General features: G+C 68.2%; 19 protein-coding genes and 1 pseudogene. 19 read left to right on the plus strand and 1 reads right to left on the minus strand.

The window, feature by feature from the left end; translation table 11 throughout:
• From AC1DW0_RS20565 to AC1DW0_RS20590, 6 genes and pseudogenes are all read left to right on the plus strand, one after another.
• Positions 1-222: integrase core domain-containing protein (locus tag AC1DW0_RS20565; protein ID WP_457353896.1), on the plus strand; the 222-nt coding region annotated here is incomplete at its 5' end.
• Between the two features lie 124 nt (positions 223-346).
• Positions 347-2,038, plus strand: coding sequence for a tyrosine-type recombinase/integrase (locus AC1DW0_RS20570; protein WP_477947651.1), 1,692 nt, complete (start codon positions 347-349; stop codon positions 2,036-2,038).
• A gap of 232 nt (positions 2,039-2,270) precedes the next feature.
• Positions 2,271-2,543, plus strand: a pseudogene (gene thyA / locus AC1DW0_RS20575) (thymidylate synthase); the annotation flags it as partial.
• Positions 2,540-3,034, plus strand: coding sequence for a dihydrofolate reductase (locus AC1DW0_RS20580; RefSeq protein WP_457353098.1), 495 nt, complete (start codon positions 2,540-2,542; stop codon positions 3,032-3,034). The pseudogene thyA and the gene AC1DW0_RS20580, both read left to right, overlap by 4 nt.
• Before the next feature lie 4 nt (positions 3,035-3,038).
• On the plus strand, positions 3,039-3,617 hold the full coding sequence (locus AC1DW0_RS20585; RefSeq protein WP_056201550.1) for a DUF4337 domain-containing protein: 579 nt from the start codon (positions 3,039-3,041) through the stop codon (positions 3,615-3,617).
• Between the two features lie 21 nt (positions 3,618-3,638).
• Complete coding sequence (locus AC1DW0_RS20590; protein ID WP_457353100.1) at positions 3,639-4,592, plus strand: LysR family transcriptional regulator; 954 nt, start codon at positions 3,639-3,641, stop codon at positions 4,590-4,592.
• Between the two features lie 44 nt (positions 4,593-4,636).
• Here AC1DW0_RS20590 and AC1DW0_RS20595 read toward each other — a convergent pair whose 3' ends face one another.
• Positions 4,637-5,821: a hypothetical protein gene (locus AC1DW0_RS20595; protein WP_477947654.1), complete on the minus strand. Its 1,185-nt coding sequence runs from the start codon at positions 5,819-5,821 to the stop codon at positions 4,637-4,639.
• A 185-nt stretch (positions 5,822-6,006) separates the two neighbouring features.
• On the opposite strand from AC1DW0_RS20595, the gene AC1DW0_RS20600 reads away from it, so the two are divergent.
• The 13 genes from AC1DW0_RS20600 (at position 6,007) to AC1DW0_RS20660 (ending at position 19,366) form a co-directional block, all read left to right on the plus strand.
• Positions 6,007-7,689 carry a delta-60 repeat domain-containing protein gene (locus AC1DW0_RS20600; RefSeq protein ID WP_477947656.1) on the plus strand — a complete coding sequence of 561 codons (1,683 nt, stop codon included), beginning with the start codon at positions 6,007-6,009 and terminating at the stop codon, positions 7,687-7,689.
• A gap of 36 nt (positions 7,690-7,725) precedes the next feature.
• On the plus strand, positions 7,726-9,429 hold the full coding sequence (locus tag AC1DW0_RS20605) for a hypothetical protein (RefSeq protein WP_477947658.1): 1,704 nt from the start codon (positions 7,726-7,728) through the stop codon (positions 9,427-9,429).
• A gap of 142 nt (positions 9,430-9,571) precedes the next feature.
• Positions 9,572-10,591: a TRAP transporter substrate-binding protein DctP gene (gene dctP / locus AC1DW0_RS20610; protein WP_457390467.1), complete on the plus strand. Its 1,020-nt coding sequence runs from the start codon at positions 9,572-9,574 to the stop codon at positions 10,589-10,591.
• A gap of 7 nt (positions 10,592-10,598) precedes the next feature.
• A complete protein-coding gene (locus tag AC1DW0_RS20615) occupies positions 10,599-11,174 on the plus strand; it encodes a TRAP transporter small permease (RefSeq protein ID WP_457322080.1) in 576 nt (191 codons plus the stop codon).
• A complete protein-coding gene (locus AC1DW0_RS20620; RefSeq protein ID WP_477947660.1) occupies positions 11,171-12,532 on the plus strand; it encodes a TRAP transporter large permease in 1,362 nt (453 codons plus the stop codon). Before AC1DW0_RS20615 ends, AC1DW0_RS20620 begins: the two co-directional genes overlap by 4 nt.
• A gap of 10 nt (positions 12,533-12,542) precedes the next feature.
• Positions 12,543-14,207: a malonate decarboxylase subunit alpha gene (mdcA, locus tag AC1DW0_RS20625; protein WP_477947662.1), complete on the plus strand. Its 1,665-nt coding sequence runs from the start codon at positions 12,543-12,545 to the stop codon at positions 14,205-14,207.
• A gap of 7 nt (positions 14,208-14,214) precedes the next feature.
• Positions 14,215-14,532 carry a malonate decarboxylase acyl carrier protein gene (gene mdcC / locus AC1DW0_RS20630; RefSeq protein ID WP_457322086.1) on the plus strand — a complete coding sequence of 106 codons (318 nt, stop codon included), beginning with the start codon at positions 14,215-14,217 and terminating at the stop codon, positions 14,530-14,532.
• Positions 14,532-15,392, plus strand: a complete 861-nt coding sequence (locus AC1DW0_RS20635) for a biotin-independent malonate decarboxylase subunit beta (RefSeq protein ID WP_477947900.1) — start codon at positions 14,532-14,534, stop codon at positions 15,390-15,392. The genes mdcC and AC1DW0_RS20635 overlap by 1 nt, the downstream gene beginning before the upstream one ends.
• Positions 15,392-16,093, plus strand: a complete 702-nt coding sequence (locus AC1DW0_RS20640) for a biotin-independent malonate decarboxylase subunit gamma (RefSeq protein WP_477947664.1) — start codon at positions 15,392-15,394, stop codon at positions 16,091-16,093. The genes AC1DW0_RS20635 and AC1DW0_RS20640 overlap by 1 nt, the downstream gene beginning before the upstream one ends.
• A gap of 3 nt (positions 16,094-16,096) precedes the next feature.
• A complete protein-coding gene (gene mdcG / locus AC1DW0_RS20645) occupies positions 16,097-16,729 on the plus strand; it encodes a malonate decarboxylase holo-[acyl-carrier-protein] synthase (protein WP_477947668.1) in 633 nt (210 codons plus the stop codon).
• The gene (gene mdcB, locus AC1DW0_RS20650) at positions 16,726-17,556 is read left to right on the plus strand and encodes a triphosphoribosyl-dephospho-CoA synthase MdcB (RefSeq protein WP_056201517.1); all 831 of its coding nucleotides are present in this window, start codon (positions 16,726-16,728) and stop codon (positions 17,554-17,556) included. Before mdcG ends, mdcB begins: the two co-directional genes overlap by 4 nt.
• On the plus strand, positions 17,557-18,471 hold the full coding sequence (locus tag AC1DW0_RS20655) for an ACP S-malonyltransferase (RefSeq protein ID WP_477947671.1): 915 nt from the start codon (positions 17,557-17,559) through the stop codon (positions 18,469-18,471). It begins immediately after the preceding gene.
• A gap of 151 nt (positions 18,472-18,622) precedes the next feature.
• Entirely contained in the window at positions 18,623-19,366 is a 744-nt protein-coding gene (locus AC1DW0_RS20660) for a PEP-CTERM sorting domain-containing protein (RefSeq protein WP_477947673.1), read from the plus strand.
• Positions 19,367-19,378 lie beyond the last annotated feature (12 nt).

Consider the following 19,378-nt stretch of genomic DNA (forward strand, 5'->3'; position numbering starts at 1 on the left):
GACGAGTGCCTCAACGAGCACTGGTTCGAGACGCTGGCGCAGGCCCGGGTCGTGATCCAGGCCTGGGTACAGGACTACAACGAGGTGCGGCCGCATTCGAGCATCGGCCGCATGCCACCCAGGTGCTTCGCACGCCTTCAACGGCAGCAGGCTGTCGAGGAAGGTTCAGCTTCAACCGCCGCACTGGCGATACCCTTGACCCCCAGGGCTCCCTCGCAATGACTGGTACGGCGATTGGGGGCAGGTCAGTTGCTGCACTGAATGAGACAGTGGCCGCTCTGAATGGCGATCTGAGCGCTGCTCGGCGCGAGCTCAAAGGTTTGACAGCGTTCCCGAGGATCAAGAATTGAGCGCCTTGGGCACCATCGGGAACTTATGGGACCCGCCGTCGAAGACGACGGCGAACTCAGTCAAAGCTGCTCTCTTCGTCGAGCGAGCAAAGTTGATTCTTGACCTGCTACGCGGTCATGTTCCTGCCGGAAGTGCCCGACCGACTCGCAAAGAACTCGCCGCGCGGGTGGGCTGCGCGGTTTCAACGTTGTCACAGAACACGAAGCTTCGCAGCATCGTTGATCAAATCGACAGATTGTTTGGTGACGACGCTTCTCGCGTTCTTAGGGAATGCGTACAGCAAGTACTGTCGCGGCTCCCGTTACCCGAGGTCCCGACTCGCGCCCTCAAAGAAGGCTCTCACCAGTCCTGGCTACTGATGACGGACGAGACTTGTGTGATCGGCGACGTGTCGTATCCGGGCATCCCAACCATTGCGTTCGCTGACGGCATCGACCAGACATCCGCCAATTGGCTACGCCATCTCTTCATCGCCCGGTCGCTCCAGCCAGGCACTGTTGGAACGTACGCAGACACCCTTCGTCCGTTTCTTGTCTTCTGCAGACATCGAAAACGCCCTTGGCATCTTGTCGATGACCGCTTCCTCATCAAGTGGGCTACCTATCTCCTGAAAGTGACGAAGGTTTCGGAGGAGCGTGTAAACGATTCGCTTACGGTCATCTTCAGCTACTACCAATGGTGTGAGCTGGAAGGGGTTCTTGACTACCATGTTGGTTGCTACGAGCGCGACGCATTGCCAGAGAGCATGCGACGCATCAAGTTTGCTATCAGTGCGAAGAGGAGCAGCAGTGGAAGGTGGATAACGCCCCTGCTCTACCGAACACCTGGCGGCTCGATCGGAAATCGCGTCACACCGACCGATGCCCAGATTGAGGACCTGCATCGGGCAGCTCTTAAGGCTAGGCACGGCATTCGGAACTCGACCATTTTGAGCTGGGCCCACGACACCGGCGGCCGCCGGGCGGAGCTGCTACAGATCCGCGTCTCGCAGCTTCCCGACCCGGACCAACTCGAGGACCTGCTTGAAAGCGGGGAGGACTGGTCGATAGCTGTCATCCGAAAGGGCGGTGGAGAAGGCGTTCTCAAGGTGTCCGCTGACTGTCTCTTGAAGACAAAGCACTACCTGACGCTTCGAAAGGCTCTGGTTGCCGCATGCAAGGCGAAGAACCCCAGCTACAAAGAGCCTGAGGAGATCTTTCTTTCTGGCAACGGCGACGTGCTGAAAGCCGGATCGCTCACCGGACTGGTCGGCCGCCTTTTCCGCAAAGTTGGCGTGAAGCGAGCCAACGTGCATCGGCTCCGGGCGAAGTTCGCAGTCGAGTGCGTGGAGACGATGCTGGACGCGTTCTTGGAGGAAGGCATCGAGTTTGAAGCGGGCTCCTCCTGGGTGGAAACTATCCTCACCCGCGTGGCCACCAAGATGGGGCATTCCAGTCCATCCTCCCTGAAGCATTACCTGGACTATGTGCTCGACCGCAGGATGCGCACTTCCGAAGCCGCCACTCGACGGGCCAGTCTTAACGCGCAGCGAGAAGCGAGGCTGGCCACCGAAGAGCTGACTCGCCGGCATCGGTGGCTCGCGGGGCTGCAACTCGAGCTGATGTCTAGCGACTCGCCTAAAGTGACGGCGAAGAAGCTCAGGGCCATCGCAGACCGACTGGAAGCTCGCACCGAAGCAACGGTGTAGGCAGGCTCCAACAAAGCGGGGCGTGGCAGGGGCGTGTGGACAACAGGGCTGCCCACACCACAAGGGTGTGGACAGCCGCCCGATGGGCGGTTCCCCTGTTGCCCACACTCAGCGTTAGAGAGAACCTGAAGCCAAGAAGCCAGGGGTAACCCGTAAGATCCGGCAACCTCGGAACGGCCCTGCCCACGCCCACATGGATAACGAAATCGCCGTTTCGACGGATAGTGCAAAACCGTTCAATATTGCGTCATACGCGCTGCTGACGATGATGCTGGCTCAGCAGTGCGACCTTGCCTTGGGCGACTTCATCTGGACCGGTGGCGACTGCCACATCTACGACAACCACGTCGAGCAGGTGCAGGCCCAGCTCGCCCGCGAGCCGCGGCCCTACCCGACGATGACGATCAAGCGCCGGCCGGCGTCGATCTTTGATTACGAGTTCGAGGACTTCGAGCTGAGCGGCTACGACCCGCACCCGGCCATCAAGGCGCCGGTGGCCGTATGAGCAAGGTCACGCTGGTGGCAGCCGTTGCGAAAGACGGCGCGATCGGGCGCAACAACGCGCTGCTCTGGCACCTCCCCGAGGACATGGCGCACTTCAAGGCGCTGACCTTGGGCAAGCCCGTCGTCATGGGCCGCAAGACCTGGGACTCGATACCCCCGAAGTTCCGCCCGCTCCCGGGCCGCCGCAATCTCGTCATCAGCCGTTCGGGGGTCGAACTGCCCGGTGCCGAGGTGTTTGCGAGCCTGGATGCGGCGCTGGCCGCCTGCCAGGACGCGCCCGAGGCCTGCGTCATCGGCGGCGGCGAGATCTACGCGCTGGCCTTGCCGCGGGCTGACAAGCTGGCGCTGACCGAGGTGGATGCCGTCTTCCCAGATGCGGACCGGCATTTCCCGGCTTGGCCGCGCGACCGCTTCATCGAAGACCGACGCGAGCCGCACGCCGGCGCCAACGGTCTTCGTTTCGATTTTGTTGACTACGTTCTCAAGGAGTAACCCCATGTCCGGACACGGCTTCCACGTCCACGGCCCGCACGAGCACGAGCTGGAGCATGCGGCCCAGCACGATGCCAAGGGCTTTGCCGGCCAATTGGCCGTCATCACCGCCATCCTGGCCACGCTCGGCGCCGGCTTCTCGTACATGGGCGGCGCGACCCAGGCCAATGCCGGCATCCTGAAGAACGATGCGGCCATCAAGAAGACCGAGGCCGGCAACCAGTGGAACTACTACCAGTCCAAGAGCAGCAAGCAGAACCTCGCGGAGCTCGCGCTGGAGCTGAGCCCTAGCGAAGAAGCCAAGACCAAGTACCGCGACAAGGTCGCCCGCTACGAGAAGGAAAAGGCCGACATCAAGCTGGCTGCCGAGGCGCTGGAAGCCGAGTCCAAGCACTTCGACGAGAAGAGCGAGGCGCAGCTGCACATGCATCACCGCTGGGCCCAGGCGACGACGGCGCTGCAGGTGTCCATCGCGCTGGCCGCCATCGCGCTGCTGACCAAGCGCCGCTGGATGGAATGGGCCACCATCGCCGCGGGCGGCATCGGCATCGTGCTGGGTGGATTGGCCGCAGCGCACATCTGACGCCGCCCCAGGACGCCCGGCATGCTCCATCGCATCGACGAAGAGATCACCTTCCGCAAGTTGGAGATCCTGCTGGCCTTCATGGAGAGCGGCAATCTCGCGCGGGCGGCGGAGCGGCTGGGCATCAGCGCGGTCAGCGTGCACCGGGCGCTGCATTCTCTGGAGACGGGCACGCGCTGCAGCCTGTTCCGGCTGGAGGGCCGCAACCTGCAGCCCAATGACGCGGCCCACGCACTGGCCGACGTGGCCCGCGAGGTGCTGCAGGCGATGGCCCACGGCATCCGCGCCACGCGCGAGATCGCTGGCTACGCGGCCGATCGCATCCGCATCGGCTCGCTGTACTCGCTGACCAGCGGCACCGTGCCGGCCCTCATCATGGCGCTGCGCCTGCGCAAGCCCGACATCCAGACCGAGCTGGTGCTGGGCTCCAACAGCGACCTGCTGCGCAAGCTGCGTGACGGCGCCGTGGACGCGACGGTGATGGGCTTTCCCGAGGGCGCGGCGGACGTCGAGTCGCAGCTGCTGTTCGAGGACGAGATCTTCTTCGCCGCACCTGCCGACTCGGCCTACGCCCGCCAGACCGAGGTGGACTTGGGCGCCTGCGCGGACGAGCGTTTCGTGTCGCTGAACGAAGGCTATGTGACGCGCGACCGCTTCGTCGAAGCCTTCCAGGTGGCGGGCTTCGAGCCCAACGTCGTCATGACCACCAGCGACATCTTCTCGCTGATGAACCTGGTGGGCGGCGGCATCGGCTGCACGCTGCTGCCCGGCCGCGTGCGCGGCGTGCTGCCGCGCAGCGTCTGCCTCGTGCCGCTGGCGGCGCGCTACCAGATGAGGCAGAAGATCAGTGTCGTCTTCCTGCGCACGCGGGAGCGTGACCCCAACCTGCTGTCGCTGCTGGCCGCCTGCCGCAGCCACACGGCGGAGCTGGAAGCCAACCTCCCGCCGCCGTTGATGCCGGGGCACGGTGGGTAGGGACTGCCGCCCACCGAGTCGGCACGCTTCTCAAGAACCTTCGGTCAATCGACCAGCGCCTGCAGCGCCTTCAGGTCGAGCTGCTGCAGCACGCGCTGCATCGGTTCGGTGAAGACGTCGCCGCCATTCACGGCCACCTTCAGCATCTGCGGCCGGCCAGGGTGGTTGCGGTCCCATGGAAAATCCGGGTCGGGCTTGACCAAGCGCGGGTAGCGGTCCAGCGGCACGGCGGCGTCGTGCAGCCCGTTCAGGCCCAGCAGCGCAGGCGCAGCCAGTTGCTGCGGCGACAGGCCGGCGCGCCAGACCTCGACGCGGCGAAGCATGGTCTGCAGCGGGTTGGCGTCGACACCGGCGGCTGCCTTGCGGCGGGCCGTGCGTGCCTCGGCTTCGCGGGTGGCGCGCAGTTGGTCGCGCAACTCGACAGTCATCTTTTCGGCCGCGGCCGGGTCCACCTTGCGCAGGCCGGCGGTCACCTTCTGCACCTGGGCTTCGTCAAAGGCCTCGCGCGCGGCAGTGTCGCCCTCGGCCGGCAGGCCCGCGCGGGCGCTGCTGTCCTCCTGCATGCGGCGCTTCAGGTCGCGCAGCGTGAAGTCCACGTACTCGGCGGTGGTCACCGCCACCCAAGGCAGGCGGCCACCGCGCGTGAACACCAGCTGATGGCCGCCGTACAGCGTGTAGCTGTTGAGTTGCCCGGTGGCGGGCAGCTCTCGCCAGGCCTGCAGCTGTTCGTCGCGCAACTCGGCGTGGGGCGACTCGAAGAAGCTGGTGGGCGCGTTGATGGCCACCACCACCGCGGCCATCGGCCCGAGACGGTTGGCCTTGGGGTTGACGTCGCAGCGGCCGGGCAGCCACATGCTTTCGCGGTGGTCGCGCAGCAGCAGGCTGCCGCTGCGCGCGGGTGCGTCCCATTGGCCACCCACCTGCCAGCTGCTGCGCAGCCGCGTGCGCGGCAGCTCGTGCAGTTCCCGCTGGGCATGGAGGATCGCGTTGACCCGTTGCAGCGCCTGCCGCATCGGGGCGACGGCGGGGTCGGTGACGCGGCGCTGGTCCGCCGTGGTGGGGTGCTCCGCATCCACCCAGCAGTCGATGGCAGCGGCGGCGGGCTGCGGCACGGCCAGCAGCGCCAACGTGCTCATCGCGGCAGCAGCGCGCGGCAAGGTGTCGTTCAGGAACAGGCGCAGGGCCTTGGTGACTGGCATCTGAAGGTCGAAGCGGAATGAGGGATTCATGGTCGACGGATGGCGATAGCGAGGCGCCAGTGTTGCGACCCGCCAGGGCGCTGTCATCGCTCTGAAGAGCCATCGCGGCCGTGGCATGCATGGCTCTCCGATGAGCGCCGCCATGGCCTGTCGGGCGGATGGCAGCCGCGCACCCGGTCGGCACAGTGCCGCCACCCCAATCGACCGGAGTCCACATGACCACCACTGCTTCCCGTTTCCCCCTCTCCTTGCTGATCGCCGCTGCGTTGACCGCCTGTGGCGGTGGCGGCACCGATGCCGCCACCGGCAGCCCGGCTCCCACGCCGCAAACGCCGACGCCCACCACACCGCCGCCCGCCGCAGCTGGGTTCAGCTTCACGCTGGACACGAGCAAGGCCATCGTCTGGCAGGGCCAGCAGGCCAGCGTCGCCGTCGCCGTGCAGCGCGACGCCGGCTTCACCGATGCCATCCAGTTCAGCGCCGAGGGCATGCCCGCCGGTGCGGCGACCGCGGTGCTCAGCGTGCCCGCCGGCAGCAACGCCGGCACGCTGACGCTGCAGGCAGCCACCACGGCACCGCACTCGCTGCCGACCAGCGTCACGATCAAGGGCGCTGGCGGCACGGCCAACGCCAGCAAGCCCCTGACGGTGACGGTGCGCGGCCAGGCGGGTGACATCGACACCAGCTTCGGTGGCGGCACGCTGGTGACGCCGGGCGGCATCACCGACGACTACGTGCGCGGCGTGACGGTGCAGGCCGACGGCAAGGCCGTCGTGGCCGGCTTCGGTGTCTTCAGTGCCACCACCGGCACCGACTTCATGCTGGTACGCCGCCTGCGCGACGGCGGCCTGGACCCGAGCTTCGGCAACGGTGGCAAGGTCAGCACCGCGTTCAACAACGGCGGCCGCAGCGATGAGGCCCAGGCCGTGGCCGTGCAGGCCGACGGCAAGATCCTCGTTGCCGGCAGCAGCGACCAGGGCGCCACCGGCTACGACTTCGCACTGGCCCGCTACAACGCCGATGGCATGCTGGACACGAGCTTCGGCAGCGGCGGCCTCGTGACGACCTCCTTCGGCAACGGCGCCGACAAGGCCTACGCCCTGCTGCTGCAGCCCGACGGCAAGATCGTCCTCGGCGGCGACAGCAGCCAGGGCGCCAACGGCAGCGACTTCGCAATGGCCCGCTACAACGCCGACGGTAGCCTCGACGCCAGCTTCGGCAACGGCGGCAAGGTGCTGACCGCCATCGGCAGCGACGGCGCGCGCGAGACCATCTATGCGCTGGCGCTGCAGACCGCGGCGGGCGTGTCGCGCATCGTCGCCGCCGGCGGCGAGGGAGACTTCATCGCCGCCGCCTACCGCGCCGACGGCACGCTGGATGCCGGCTTTGGCACCGCCGGCATCGTGCGCAGCCTGTTCGGCAGCATCACCGGCGCCGCTCGCGGCGTCGTCGTCACGGCCGACGGCAAGCTAGTGCTGGCCGGCCACCGCGACCACGATTTCGCCGCCGTGCGCTTGCTGCCCAACGGCAACCTGGACACAAGCTTTGGCACCGGGGGCCGTGCCGTCGTCGCCGTCAGCGCCGACAACTGGGACGAAGCCACCGCCCTCGTGCAGCAGGCCGACGGCCGGCTGCTGCTCGGCGGCTGGATGTACACCGGCAACAGCTCCAGCGCCGACACCGTGCTGCTGCGCCTGAACGCCGACGGCAGCCGCGACACCGGCTTCTCACCCAACGGCATCCGCGTCACCGCGGTGGCCAGCGGCATCCGCACCGACAGCGGCCGCGCCTTGGCCCTGCAGCCCGACGAGCGCGTGCCCACGGTGCGCGTGCTGCAGGCCGGCGAAGCCAGCGGCAACAGCGACCTCGACGTCGTGCTGATGCGCCACTGGCTCTGAGCCCCGACGCGCCGCCGCAACCTTACTGGAGCCCTCATGTTCTCGTCTCGACGCCTGGCACCCCTGTGTGCCGCCCTGTTCATCCTCGCCGGCTGCGGCGGTGGTTCCGACCCGGCCACGCCCGGAAATCCGGGCACGCCCACAATCCCGCCCACCCCGTCCACACCGGCCCCCGACGCGCAGATGTCGGCGCTGTCCGGCTCGGCGCAACACGCCACCGTCTCCTGGACCGGCGGCAATGCGGGTACCGCCTGGCGCCTGGAGCGCCGCCGCGAAGACGGTGGCGACTACGCCCTCGTCGCCGAGGTGGACAGCGGCGCGGGCCTCTGGCTGGACAGTGGGCTCGGTGCCGACACCGCTTACACCTATCGCCTCAGTCGCGCCGACGGCAGCGTGCTGGCCACGGCAACCGCCCGCACCGGCAGCGAGGCGGTGCTGACGACCGCGGCCCCGACGGCCGTGGGCGCGGGCATCCCGCTGCCCTACAAGCCGACGACAACCAGCCTGCGCCTGGCGGACGGCAGCCTGCAGCTCGACCTCCCCGCCGGCAGCCTGAGCCAGGCCGGCACCGCGACACTGCAGCCCGTCACCAATCCGCTGGCCGACGGCATCGGCCCGGGGTTGAGCTTCAGCCTGCCCGAGCGCCCGGCCCGCACGCTGACGCTGTCGATGCGTTACGGCGCCGACGAGGACGTCGACGAGGTGCTGCAGGACCGCATCGCGCTGCGCCAGGCCGATGGCAGCTGGTGGCTGCTGCCGCTGGCCGCCCATGACGAGGGCCAGCGTCTGTTGCAGGTCAGCCTGCCGCCCAGCCTGTGGGTGGAGGAGCAGCCCGCGGTGTCCGCGCAGCTGGCCCGTGCGGCGGCCACCTCGGTACGCGGCGTGAAGGGCCAGTTCGTGCGCGTGAAAGCGCACAAGCTCGTGCCCGCCTCGGCCAGCGTGCGCACCCTCGGCAGCCAGCGCTTCGTGCCCGTCAGCATCTATGTGATGCGCGGCAGCCAGCCCTGTGAGACGCAGACTGGCGAGGAGTTCTGCCTGCCCACGCCGGTGCTGCGCGACGTGCAGGTGCCGGTGCTGAATACCAGGGCCGGCTTCCAGCGCCAGTGGACGCTGGAAGGCAGCACCACGCCCGCCGCCACCCTGGGAACGCTGGCCCTTGAGCCCCAGACCGGCATCGTCTACACCGCGCCCGCCCAGGTGCCCGCCACCAATCCGCTCACGCTGCGTTTCCAGAGCGTCAACAACAGCAACGGGCGCCGTCTGGCGCTGAGCGCGAAGATCCGCGTCACCGAAGATGCCTGGGTCGGCAAACTGGAGGCCTTCGTCGGCGATCTCGGGGCTGGCCACAAGTACAACCTCGACACGCGTTGGACCCTTGATGCCGCGCAGAGCACCGCGACCCGCCGCGTCTACCACCCCACCGGCAATGCCGAGCACCTCTACACGGTGGTGGATCCGGTCTGCCAACACACAGTCACGCCCACGCACATCCCGCTCGCGCAGGCCCAGGCCACCGGCCAGCTCATCGTCGATGAATCCACCAGCCCGGCGCGCTACAAGCTGGACCTGGCCACGCTGTGGGATTCGACGATGACCGTCAGCTGCCCGACCGGCAGCACCAGCGCGCCGACCAAAGCCGGGCATGTGTGGACCGCCGAGGGCGTCGTCACGCAAGGCCGCATCGCGGGCTCCGACAACGGTCTGGGCGAGCGCAGTTGGGCACTGGGGCGCCCGCAGTGAAATCGTTCGTCGCGTTCAGGGTTTACCCAGAATCGTTGCGGTCGGCGTAAACGTCGGCCGGCGAGGTTGATTGATCGTCCCGAGGGCCGCTCCCACACTGCGGCCGCATACCGCCACTGAATGGCGGACCTGGAGACATCAAGTGACCCTCAATCGCCGTCAATGGCTGGCCGCCACCGCTGGCACCACCACCTCCCTCTGGCTGCCCAGCGCCCACGCCCAGGCGGGCGCGCTGAAGATCTCGCACCAGTTCCCCAGCGGCACGCTCACCGAGGGCGACTTCCGCGACCGCTTGTGCCGCAAGTTCGCCGCCGAGGTGGAGAAGCGCAGCAGCGGCGCATTGAAGGCCTCGGTCTACCCGGGCTCGTCGCTGATGAAGACCAATGCCCAGTTCTCGGCCCTGCGCAAGGGCGCGCTGGACATGAGCCTGGTGCCGCTGTCCTATGCCGGCGGCGAGGTGGCCGAGACCAATGCCGGGCTGATGCCGGCCCTGGTGCCCAGCTACGAGCAGGGCGCGGCGTGGAAGACGGCGGAGGTGGGCAAGCTGTTGTCCAAGGTGCTGGACGACAAGGGCGTCCTCATCGTCAGCTGGGTCTGGCAGGCCGGCGGCGTGGCCAGCCGGGCACGGCCGCTGGTGACGCCGGACGACGCCAAGGGCCTGAAGGTGCGCGGCGGCAGCCGCGAGATGGACATGATGCTGAAGCAGGCCGGCGCCTCGGTCATCACGCTGCCGTCCAACGAGATCTACGCCGCCATGCAGACCGGCGCCATGGATGCGGCCATGACCTCGTCGACCAGCTTCATCTCCTTCAAGCTCGAAGAGATCGCCAAGCACCTGACCTCGGGCCGCCAGCGCACCTACTGGTTCATGTTCGAGCCGCTGATGATCTCCAAGGAGGTCTTCAACAAGCTGCCCAAGGCCCAGCAGGACATCGTCATGGCGGTGGGCGCCGAGCTGGAAGTCTTTGCCCGCGATGCCGCCAAGGCCGACGACCAGACCGCCGCCGCAATCTACGCCAAGGCCGGCGCCAAGGTCTACGACATGGACGAGCCGACGCTGAAGAAGTGGCAGGCCATCGCACGCGACACCGCGTGGAAGGACTTCGGCGAGAAGAACGAATCCTGCGCCGCCATCCTCAAGGCCGCTCAGAAGCTGCTGTGAGCACGCCATGAGTCACGGATTCGAAATGGGACCGGCGGCGGTCGCCGGCATCGACCCAGACACGCCCGCCCTGCTGCGCCCCATCGCGCGCGGCTTGAACTTCATCAACCACGCCATGGTCGTGCTCGGCATGCTGGCCCTGCTGGTGGCGTCCTGCGTGCTGACCTACAGCGTCGTGTCGCGCTATGTGATGAAGGCGTCGACGGATTGGCAGGACGAGGCGGCGGTTTTCTGCCTGGTCGGCGCCACCTTCCTGTGCGGCGCCTTCGTGCAGTCGCTGCGCGGCCACGTCGGCATCGAGGCCATCGCCGGCCTGCTGCCCCGCGCCGTGAACCGCCTGCGCCTGATGCTCGTGGACCTGATGGGCACCGCCTTCTGCGCCTTCTTCGCCTGGAAGTCGTGGACGCTGTTCCACGAGGCCTGGGTCGACGGCCAGACCACCTCGTCTTCCTGGGCCCCGCCGCTGTCGATTCCCTACGGCCTGATGTCCGTGGGCATGACGCTGCTGAGCCTGCAGCTGCTGGTGCAGCTCACGGCGCGCGTGAACGGCCTCTTCAAATCCAATTCAGGAGTCGCAGCATGAGCATGCTCGTCCTCGGCTCGCTGTTCGGCGTCGTCACGCTGCTGTTCATGTTCTCGGGCGCGCCGATCGCGTTCGCGCTCGGCAGCGTCGCGGTGCTGTTCATGGCCATCTTCATGCCGGCCTCGGCGCTGGACACGGTCACGCAGAACGTCTACGAGGAGATGGCCAGCATCACGCTGCTGTCCATTCCCCTCTTCATCTTGAAAGGCGCGGCCATCGGCAAATCGCGCGCGGGCCAGGACCTGTACGCCGCCATGCACGTGTGGATGGGCCGCATCCCCGGCGGCCTGGGTATTGCCAATGTGTTCGCCTGCGCGCTGTTCGCGGCCATGGCCGGCTCCAGCCCGGCCACCTGCTCGGCCATCGGCAGCGCCGGCATCCCGGAGATGCGCAAGCGCGGCTACTCGCCCGGCTTTGCGGCCGGCATCATCGCTGCCGGCGGCACCCTGGGCATCCTGCTGCCGCCGTCCATCACGATGATCCTGTACGCAGTGGCGGCCGAGCAGTCGCTGGGCCGGCTGTTCCTGGCCGGCATCATGCCGGGCGTGCTGCTGGTGGCGCTGTTCGCCGGCTACGCGGCGCTGCGCTACCGCAAGGAGTACGCGCTGGCCGAGGCCGAATACAAGCGCACCGGTGCCGCCTCGGCGCTGCTGGCCAACGAGACCTTCACCAACCGCCAGAAGTTCGAGATGCTGCCGCGCGTCGTGCCCTTCGTGCTGCTGCTGATCGGCGTCATGGTGGCGCTGTATGGCGGCTTCGCGACGCCGTCGGAAACCGCCGGCCTGGGTGCCCTGCTGGCGCTGGCGCTGATCGCCGTCATCTACGGCGTGTGGCGGCCCAAGGACGTGGCACCCATCCTGCAGTCGACGCTGAAGGAGTCGACGATGCTGATGCTCATCATCGGCATGTCGCTGCTGTTCTCCTATGTGATGAGCTATCTGCACATCAGCCAGTCGGCGGCGGAGTGGATCGTCGGCATGCAGCTGTCCAAGTGGGTGCTGCTGGCCGCGGTGCTGCTGATGGTCATCCTGCTGGGCTTCTTCCTGCCGCCGGTCAGCATCATCCTGATGACGGCGCCCATCATCCTGCCGCCGCTCAAGGCTGCCGGCTTCGACCTGATCTGGTTCGGCATCCTGATGACCATCGTCATGGAGACCGGCCTCATCCACCCGCCGGTGGGGCTGAACATCTTCGTCATCAAGAACATCGCGCCCGACATCGAGCTGCGCGACATCATCTGGGGCGTGCTGCCCTTCGTCGTCCTGATGCTGCTGGCGGTGCTGCTGATCTGCATCTTCCCGGGCATCGCGACGGCCCTGCCCGACGCGGTCATGGGCGTCGCCGCCAAGTCGCATTGAGGAGCCGGCCATGAATGCTCCCGCCTGGAACCTGCGCGACCGCCAGCGCCGCGAGCGGCTCTCGCGGGCGGCCGAACTCACCGGCGTACAGGGCCGGCGCGTGGCGACCGACGCCATCGTGCCGCTGCTGGAGGCCGTGCTGCAGCCCGGCGACCGTGTCTGCCTGGAAGGCAATAACCAGAAGCAGGCCGACTTCCTCGCCCAGTCGCTCACGCAGGTGGACCCGCAGCGCGTGCGCGACCTGCACATGGTGCAGTCGGTGCTGGCCCTGCCCGAGCACCTGGACGTGTTCGAGAGCGGCATCGCCAAGCGGCTCGACTTCAGCTTCTCCGGCCCGCAGGGCGCGCGCCTGGCCAAGCTGGTCAGCAGCGGTGGCATCGAGATCGGCGCCATCCACACGTATCTCGAACTGTTCGCGCGCTACTTTGTCGACCTGACGCCCAAGGTTGCCCTCGTGGCCGCGCATGCCGCGGACGCGCAAGGCAACCTCTACACCGGCCCCAATACTGAAGACACGCCGGCCATCGTCGAGGCCACGGCCTTCTCGGGTGGCATCGTCATCGCCCAGGTCAACGAGATCGTGGACGTGCTGCCGCGCATCGACATCCCGGCCGACTGGGTGGACTTCGTCGTGCAGGCGCCGCGCCCCAACCTCGTCGAGCCGCTCTTCACCCGCGACCCGGCGCAGATCAGTGAGATCCAGGTGCTGATGGCCATGATGGCCATCAAGGGCATCTATGCCGAGTACGGCGTGCAGCGCCTGAACCACGGCATCGGCTTCGACACCGCGGCCATCGAGTTGCTGCTGCCCACCTATGCCGAGTCGCTGGGGCTGAAGGGCAAGATCTGCAAGCACTGGGCGCTGAACCCGCACCCTGCTCTCATTCCTGCCATCGAGGCCGGCTGGGTGGAGTCCATCCACTCCTTCGGTTCCGAGCTGGGCATGGAGGACTACATCCGCGCCCGCTCCGACGTCTTCTTCACCGGCGCCGACGGCAGCCTGCGCAGCAACCGCGCCTTCTGCCAGGCCGCCGGCCATTACGCCTGCGACCTCTTCATCGGCTCGACGCTGCAGATCGACCTGCAGGGCAACAGCTCCACCGCGACGCTGGGCCGCATCACCGGCTTTGGTGGCGCGCCCAATATGGGCGCCGACGCGCGCGGCCGCCGCCACGCCAGCCCCGCGTGGCTGAAGGCCGGTGCCGAGGCCCGTGCGGGAAGGCAAGGCGCCGCCGGCACGCCTCGTGGCCAGAAGCTGGTTGTGCAGATGGTGGAGACCTTCCGCGAGCACATGCAGCCCGCGTTTGTCGAACGCCTCGACGCGTGGACGCTGCAGGAACAAGCCGGCATGGCCCTGCCGCCGATCATGATCTACGGCGACGACGTCAGCCACATCCTGACCGAGGAAGGCATCGCCAACCTGCTGCTGTGCCGCAGCGACGAGGAGCGCGAGCAGGCCATCCGCGGCGTGGCGGGCTACACGGCGGTGGGTCTGGCGCGGGATGCGTGCATGGTCGAGAACCTGCGCGACCGTGGTGTCATCAAGCGGCCTGCCGACCTCGGCATCGATCCGCGCGACGCCACGCGCAACCTGCTGGCCGCGCGCAGCATGCGCGACCTCGTGCGCGCCTCGGGTGGCCTGTACAGCCCGCCCAAGCGTTTCCGCAACTGGTGAGGACAAGATGACCACCCCTGGCCTCGAAACCCTGGACTACGCCTTCACCGGCACACGGCCCGCCGGCAGCTTCACGCCGGTGCTGGTCGGCGTCGTCGGCTCCGGCAACCTCGAAGTGCTGCTGGAGCCCGCGGCCGGCAGCGACTGCCGCATCCACATCGAAACCTCGGCGCGCGGCTTCGGCACCATCTGGTCGGCCGTCGTCAGCGACTTCCACCAGCGCCATCAGCTCGCCGGCGTGCAGCTGTCCATCCACGACATGGGCGCCACGCCCGCCGTCGTCAGCCTGCGGCTGGACCAGGCCGCGCAGGAGCTGCAGCCGTGATCACCTCCTACGCTGAATGCTCGGCGCGCGAGCGCCTGACCGGGGTTGTTGATGCCGGCAGCTTCCACGAGTGGCTGCCGCCCGCCATGCGGCTGACCAGCCCTCACCTCGCCCAGCTCGGCGTGCCCTCTTCCTTCGACGACGGCGTGGCCATCGGGCGCGCCACGTTGGCAGGCAGCGAGGTCTTCGTCGCCGCGCAGGAAGGCCAGTTCATGGGCGGCGGCGTCGGCGAGGTGCATGGCGCCAAGCTGGTCGGCCTGCTCAAGCGCGCCCTGCGTGACAAGCCGCGTGCCGTGCTGCTGCTGGCCGAATCCGGCGGCGTGCGACTGCACGAGGCCAACGCCGGCCTCATCGGCGTCTCCGAGGTCATGCGCGCGCTGCTCGATGTTCGCGCCGCCGGCATTCCGGTCGTCGTGCTGATCGGCGGCGCCAATGGCTGCTTCGGCGGCATGGGCATCGTCGCGCGCTGTGCCGACCACATCGTCATGAGCGACCTGGGCCGCTTGGCCATGTCCGGCCCCGAGGTCATCGAGGCCTCGCATGGCGTCGAGGAGTTCGACTCACGCGACCGCGCGCTGGTGTGGCGCACCACGGGCGGCAAGCACCGCTGGCTGACTAGCGACTGCGACGTGCTGGTGGAAGACGACGTGGCCGAGTTCCGCGCGGCAGCCATTGCGGCGCTGGATTCGGGGCGGCCGGTCACGCTGGAACTGCTGGAAGCCGAGCACGCGCGGCTGAGTGCGCGGCTCACTTTCGACGGCTCCGAAGCCATTGCGTTGTGGGCTTCGCTCGGCGTGCAGAGCGCCTCCCACGTGCCCGACCTCGACGTGGCCGGCGTGCTGGCCCTGGGAGCCCGCTGATGGACTGGCAGACGCTTGCAACCCAACTCTTCGGCGCCGATCACGGCATCGCGCGCGACGGTGATTTCCTGCGCGGCGAGGTCGAGTTCGACGGCGAACCCATCGCCGTCATCGGCACGACCAACCACGCACCCATCGGCGTGCAGCTCGCGCTGACCCAGGCCCGCGCAGTGCTGGACACGATGGCCCAGCACCCCGGCCGCGCCATCCTGCTGCTGATCGACACCCAAGGCCAGCAACTGCGCCGCCGCGATGAGCTTCTCGGCATCAACCGTGCCATGGCCCATCTGGGCATGTGCATCGACCTGGCCCGCCGGCGTGGCCACCGCGTGCTCGGCCTCGTCTACGACCAAGCCTTGTCCGGCGGCTTCATCACCTCGGGCCTCATCGCCGACGCCTGCGACGCACTGCCCGAGGCCGAGATCCGCGTCATGCGTTTGCCGGCCATGGCCCGCGTCACCAAACTGCCCGAGGCGCTGCTGGCGGAGCTGTCCGAATCCAACCCGGTGTTTGCGCCGGGTGTGGGCAACTACGTGGCGATGGGCGGCGTGCGGCGGCTCTGGCAAGGCGACTTGACCCAGGCGCTGCGCGAGGCCCTGGCGGATGCGCCGACCGATGACCGGCGTGCTGAAGATGGCGCCGCGCGCGGCGGGCGGCAGATGGCCGCAGCGGTCGCGCAGCGGGTGCTCGACGCCGCCTGAGCCATGGCCGCGCTACATCGCCACCAGATCGCCTGGCTGTCGGCCGTGGGCTGGCAGGGCCTGCTCGGCGGCAGTTGGGACGCCGAAGCCCTCGACTGCCTGGGTCACTGGGCTGCGCGAGGCCTGCCCCTCGTCGTCACGCGCCAACGCGACGACGACGGCATTGCGTTGGGCCTGTGCGCGCCGCGCCGCTGGGGCCATCGACGCATTGCGCTGTGCGTCGAGCGCACCGAGGTGCTGTACTTCGACGAGTTCCCGCGCCTGGACCAGGTCCTCACCCAACTGCCTCCGAGCACCCGCGCACCCGCCCGCCAGCTGGCCCTGGCCCTGCAGGCCTGCGGCGCAACGGCCCGCGTCTACGGCAGCCATGGCTGGCAACACATCACCGGACTGCAGCACGTGCGCGAGGGCTCGGATCTCGACGTGTGGGTAGGAGTCGGCAGCAAGGAACAGGCCGATGCCGCGGCCGCCGCATTGAACGCCTTCGCCTCGCCCTCCCGGCGGCTCGATGGCGAACTCGTCTTCGACGGCAACGCCGCCGTTGCCTGGCGTGAGTGGCTCGCCTGGCGCAGCGGTGGCCCGCAGGCTCTGTTGGTGAAACGGCTCAACGGCGCTTCGATGGAGGCGCTGGCATGAGGCCACATCGCGCGCTGGCGCCCAGCGCCCCCACGCCCCAGCAGATCGGCCGCGCCGCCACGCTGGCGCTCTATGACGAGCTCGCGCTGTCACCCAAGCCCGGCCTCGTCACGCTGACCGACCGCGGCAGCCATGCCGACATGGACGCCCACAGCTTCATGCGCAGCCTGTTCGCGCTGCGCAGCTACTTTGTTCGCATCGCCGAACTGGGGGCCGCTGGCGCGCCCTTCGAGGCGCTGGAGCGCTGCGGCATCGCGGCCGAAGCCCGCATGCTGGCCGCCACGGGCGGCATCAACACGCACCGCGGCGCGATCTTCATGCTGGGCTTGCTGTGCGCTGCAGCGGGCGCGCTGGGCCAACAACCCACTCCCGCCCTGATCAGGCAGACGCTGCTGACGCGCTGGGGCGAGACGCTGGCCGCTCGCGCGCAGCGCCCTCCCACGCTGCCCGGCGGGCTGGCTGCGCAGCGCTTTCAACTGCGCAGCGCTTCGACCGAAGCCGCTCTGGGCTTTCCGACGCTGTTCGAGACGGCCGAGCCAGCCTTGCGTTCGGCCCGGGCGCGCGGCCTTTCGGCGGCCGCGGCCCGGCTCGACACCTTGTTCGCCGTCATGGCCGTGCTGGACGACAGCAACCTCGCCCACCGCGGCGGCCTCGAGGGGTTGCGCTTCGCGCAGGCCACCGCGCGAGACTTCCTCGCCACGGGTGGTGCATCCCAGGGCCTCGAAACGGTCCAAACGATCAGCGCCGAGTTCGTGCGCCAGCGCCTGTCCCCCGGCGGCGCGGCCGACACCCTCGCCGCCGCCTGCTGGCTGGAACGCCTGAGCTGAATGAGCCTGGCGCTGCTCTTCCCCGGGCAGGGCGCACAGCACCCGCAGATGCTGCCCTGGCTGGACGCACAGCCCGCTGCCAGGCCGGCGCTGGATGCCCTGGCCCGGCACCTGGGTCCGGGCTGGCGTGATCGCCTGGGTGACTCGGCCTGGCTGCATGCCAATCGGGTCGCCCAGCCGCTGCTGACGGGTGTCGGCATCGCCGCCTGGCAGGCGCTGGCGGCGCGCTTGCCGCCACCGGCGGTGGTAGCCGGCTACAGCGTCGGCGAGCTGGCCGCATTCGCGGCGGCGGGTGTGTTTGACGCCTCAACCGCCCTCGATCTCGCGGCCGTTCGCGCGCAGGCCATGAGTGACAGCGTGGCCGGCCAGGACACGGGGCTGCTTGCTGTTCAGGGCCCGAACGCGCTGCGCCTGGCCCAAGCCTCCCCAGCCTCGTTGGCGATCGCGATCCGCATCAGCGCGGAGCGCGTCATCGTCGGCGGCGTGGCGGCCGAACTCGACGCCAACGCAGCCCGCTGGTCCGCCGCCGGCCTGCGCTGCACGCGCCTGCCCATTGGCATCGCCTCGCACACGCCGGCCATGGCGGCTGCGGCGACGGTGTTCGCACGGCACCTGGCGACGGTCAGTCTCCAGGCGCCACGCACCGCCGTGGTCTGCAACTTCACTGGTGCCGCCAGCAAAAGCCCTGCCGCTCTTGCGGCCGCACTGGCCGGCCAGATTGCCAGCACGGTGCGATGGGACGACTGCATGGACAGCATTGCCGAACGCGGCGTTCGCTGCGTGCTGGAAATCGGCCCCGGTGCCGCATTGGCATCCATGTGGCGCGAGCGGCACCCCGACATCCCGGCTCGGTCGATCGACGAGTTCCAGGGGCCGGACGGCGTGCTGGGCTGGCTGGGCCGGCAACTCAGCTGAGCTGTAGGTGTTTTCTCTGGTATGACCACATTGGCTGAAAATGAGAAACTGGTAATACCGCAATGACCCGCGGCTCAAGACATCACCAGGCACTCAATTGAACCCCGCGGGCGTCTCGCCCGGTCCGACAACAACACGCAGGAGACCCATCATGCATCGTTTCAAGTACGTCCTCAGTGCAGCGCTGCTCGCTGTTTCGCAAGTGGCCGCCGCGGATACCGCCGAAGCGAGCATCAGCAACATCAACTTCAGCACTTCCCAGGGATGGGCCCAGGTGTTCAAGGGAGTCACTTGGCTGCCGCTGCCATCGGGCGCATCGGTTGCGCTGGCGGATCCAAGTTTCAGCGACACCGCCAGCGGCTGGCAGGGTGATGTGATCGGTGCATCGGTTGCCTCTGCTGGCTCCATCGCGGAAGCCAAGTTGACTGCGACAACCGCCACCGACAACTCCCGCAGCTTGAACGGCGTGTCCGCTTCGGCGAAGGTCAACGTCACCGGAGGACAGTCCGGTTGGGCCAACGCGAAGGTTTTTGATGGTTTGTTCCAGGCCAGCGAAAATGCAACCGTCACCGTGACCGTCGCCTTGAGCAGCCTGCAGGTCAGTGGCCCTCACGGGCAGGCGAATGTCTACATCGACTTTTGCAGTTGGGCGGAAACCTGCGCTCCCGGCAACTACACGGAAGCCTTCATCGACTCGTCCTTCCCGAACTACACCGGCCCGACGCTTTTGAGCGCCACCTGGACGAATCCGGGAGAGGCGGGCTTTTTCAGAATGGCCATCGGTTTGGCGGTGTCTGCCGACTCCGTGACCGCCGTTCCGGAACCGGCGACCATGGCCCTCTGGCTGGCCGGCCTGGCAGGTGTAGGCGCACGTCTTCGCCGCCGCAAAGATTAGTTGGCTCGTCTC

Source organism: Roseateles sp. P4_D2, assembly GCF_056401875.1.